Here is a 215-nt window from a genome sequence, read left to right as displayed (position 1 = left end):
ATTCAATTTTAAACTCATTTATAACGCTAAGGACAGCATATGCAACCAGATATAAAAAATATCCCCCAACAACTTGGTCAGTACCTTTATCAGCAAATAAAAGAGCCATGGCTTGAGGCACAACTTATTTTAAACTGCGAAGATGAAAGCGTACTTGAATGCAAAGCCCATTATCAAACTGCTGCTGATACAAGCGAACAGCCGATTACCGTGAC

At 38.6% G+C, this 215-nt stretch carries 1 pseudogene; it reads left to right on the top strand.

Features of this window, described 5'->3' with window-relative positions:
* Window positions 1-39: 39 nt before the first annotated feature.
* Window positions 40-215, top strand: a pseudogene (locus tag H5232_RS24580) (DUF600 domain-containing protein); the annotation flags it as partial.

The organism is Pseudoalteromonas sp. SG41-5, from assembly GCF_014164495.1.
Lineage (GTDB): Bacteria > Pseudomonadota > Gammaproteobacteria > Enterobacterales > Alteromonadaceae > Pseudoalteromonas > Pseudoalteromonas rhizosphaerae.
Note: the sequence above shows the minus strand (reverse complement) of the source record. Positions and strands in the feature narration are given on the sequence as shown.